The sequence below is a fragment of the Bacillus sp. FF-1 genome, assembly GCF_028548245.1.
Classification (GTDB): Bacteria; Bacillota; Bacilli; order Bacillales; family Bacillaceae_G; genus Bacillus_A; species Bacillus_A paranthracis.
This window is the reverse complement of sequence record NZ_JAQQGG010000030.1, coordinates 1-2,375: the sequence shown is the minus strand read 5'-3', so window position 1 is coordinate 2,375 and position 2,375 is coordinate 1. Positions and strand designations below refer to the sequence as shown.

The following is a 2,375-nucleotide window of genomic DNA, read 5'->3' as shown; positions in this document are numbered from 1 at the left end:
CAGCTTATTTAGTCGGGTAAGCGGGGGGCATCGCTGCCCCCAACTCCCCTCAGAACCGTACGTGACAGTTTCCCATCATACGGCTCAAGCCTTCTTTTTATCCGATTTCAGTCCCTTTAGTATAGGCAAGGTAAGTGAACTAATTTTAAGTTTAAATTAGACAATATGAGGTGTTGCGGAACAGGCATGTCTTTTACGACTACCTTTTCCCCGTTTTGTAGTGGAGTTTTGCAGATAGCGCAGCGGTAACCTTGTTTTCTAGCCAGCTTCATTCTATCCATCGTGTTTTCCGTATCAAATACCTTACGGTCTCTTTTTTCCCAGTATTCTTTCAATGTTGGGTCATCAGGACTATTTTTGAATTTCACCATGTTGTGTCTCTCAATCTTAATCCATGACATATGTAAGAGTTGGATATTTGTTTTCGGGCAGGTTGGTGTCCAAGCATTTCCACCATGATGTGGATGCCTGTAATATCTTGCATATATCCATTTCCACGACTTCTTTGGATGGAGCTGTCGAAGATGTTTGCCGATTCTCCAATAGATATAGCTATCCATTGTACCAAAGATTTTCTTAGAAACGACATGTTTCCAGTATTGCCCGTATCCTCTGATAATAGGATTAAGCACTCGGATGATTTCTCCGATGGGTTGACCCCTCATGACACGTAAAGTATCTCCAATTTTCTTCTTCGCTTTCTGTCTACTGCCCTTACTTGGTTTGATGAACAGTTTATTCCCCTGTTCAGTTTGGTACTGCCGAATCAAGAATCCTAGGAACTCAAATCCTTCCTCAATATGTGTAACCTTCGTCTTTTCAGGGCTTAATTCCAATCCCCTGTCCTTTAAGTAGGGACGAAGTCTCATATATACAGAGAGTGCTTGTTCTTTTGTCTCCGTTAAGACCACAAAATCATCTGCGTAACGGATAAGGGTAAATTTGCAAGCAGGATTCATAATATAACTATCATTAGCTTTATAGTTTTTCTTGTAAGTAATTCCCAAGGTTTCTTCCATTCCATGAAGGGCAATGTTAGCGAGAAGTGGCGAGATAATTCCTCCTTGCGGAGTACCTTCTTGCGTTTCCGCGAAAAAGCTTTGCTCCATGTATCCCATCTTGAGCCATCGCTTCAATAGTTTTCTTCCGGGGAAGTAAGAAGTTTGTTTGAGTATCCACTCATGGTTGAGATGATCAAAACAGCCCTGAAAATCTCCTTCAAATATCCATTTCTTCTTTGTGCCCCCGTTGATTCTATTGAAAATGCTTCGTATGGCATCATGGGTACTTCGCTTAGGACGAAACCCGTAAGAAATAGCTTCAAATCTGGCTTCCCACTGTGGTTCAAGGGCATTTCGCACTATATTTTGATATACCCTATCCTTTATAGTTGGGATGCCCAACGGTCGCAATTTTCCGTTTTTCTTCACAATGTATATACGTTTTGCTGGTTTTGGTCGGTGTTGTAGCGTATTTAACTTTTTGAGTTGCTCATAGAGAAGATTTCTTTCTCTGCGACTCAAGGCTGTATGTTCATCAACACCTGCTGTTCGCTTTCCTTTATTCTGCTGTGTTACTCGTCTAATTGATAACAGTAAGTTTGCTTCGCTTCTCATGAGTAAGCGTTGAAGTTTTCTTACCTTTCTTTGTTGCTGTAACTGTTCGGCACGGTAAATTCTTTGTCGTAACTTCGTCACATACATCTGAACTGCTTTCCAGTTTGTATACGAGACGTGCGCCGACGCTCGTTCTGAGGTGTTCATAACTGCACGCTCCTATTCGTCAGAAGATAACTTACAAATGTATTTCCATGTTGAAGACCTATAAGAAGTGGGCTCCCTTTCAGGCTTGTCATGGGTTTGTCCGTAAGGACGACAATATCCGCTCAGTTATACATATTTCTATGCTTTCCTGTTTCCTTTCGGCTAGCGGCTTTTGCTTTCTCTTATATCCTTTACCCTCTGCCACATCGTTTGACTTTACAGTCATCCTACTGCTTGCGCAGATGACATAGGGCTTACCAAGTTTCACATTCCACAGATACGACAGGGTTAGGTGGACTCTTTACTCCGGATAAGTTGCGGGATGCAACGCGGCAGTATTATGAGAATGCCTTTCCTCTTATCAAGACCTGGGTAGAGCTGTACATTATCCCAAGCTAACGATTACGAAGCTTACGAGCCTTCACTCTCGTTCACCGTACCTGTCTTCTCCTAGCGGTATTCCGAGTCATGTACAGACTCTCTGTTTCCACATTTCCTCATGCAACCCACGAGCCCGTTACCAAGTCCGCAGTTTCGGATGGAGATAGACTTTGCATCTAATCTAGTAGCAGAAGCTACCCTGTGGGAATGCGACTTCTTGTCGCACCATAA

The 2,375-nt window shown here is 42.7% G+C and carries 1 protein-coding gene; it reads right to left on the bottom strand.

Annotated elements, in window-relative coordinates:
* Window positions 1-116 precede the first annotated feature (116 nt).
* Entirely contained in the window at window positions 117-1,763 is a 1,647-nt protein-coding gene (gene ltrA, locus PQF83_RS28415; protein WP_001097732.1) for a group II intron reverse transcriptase/maturase, read from the bottom strand.
* Window positions 1,764-2,375: the final 612 nt, after the last annotated feature.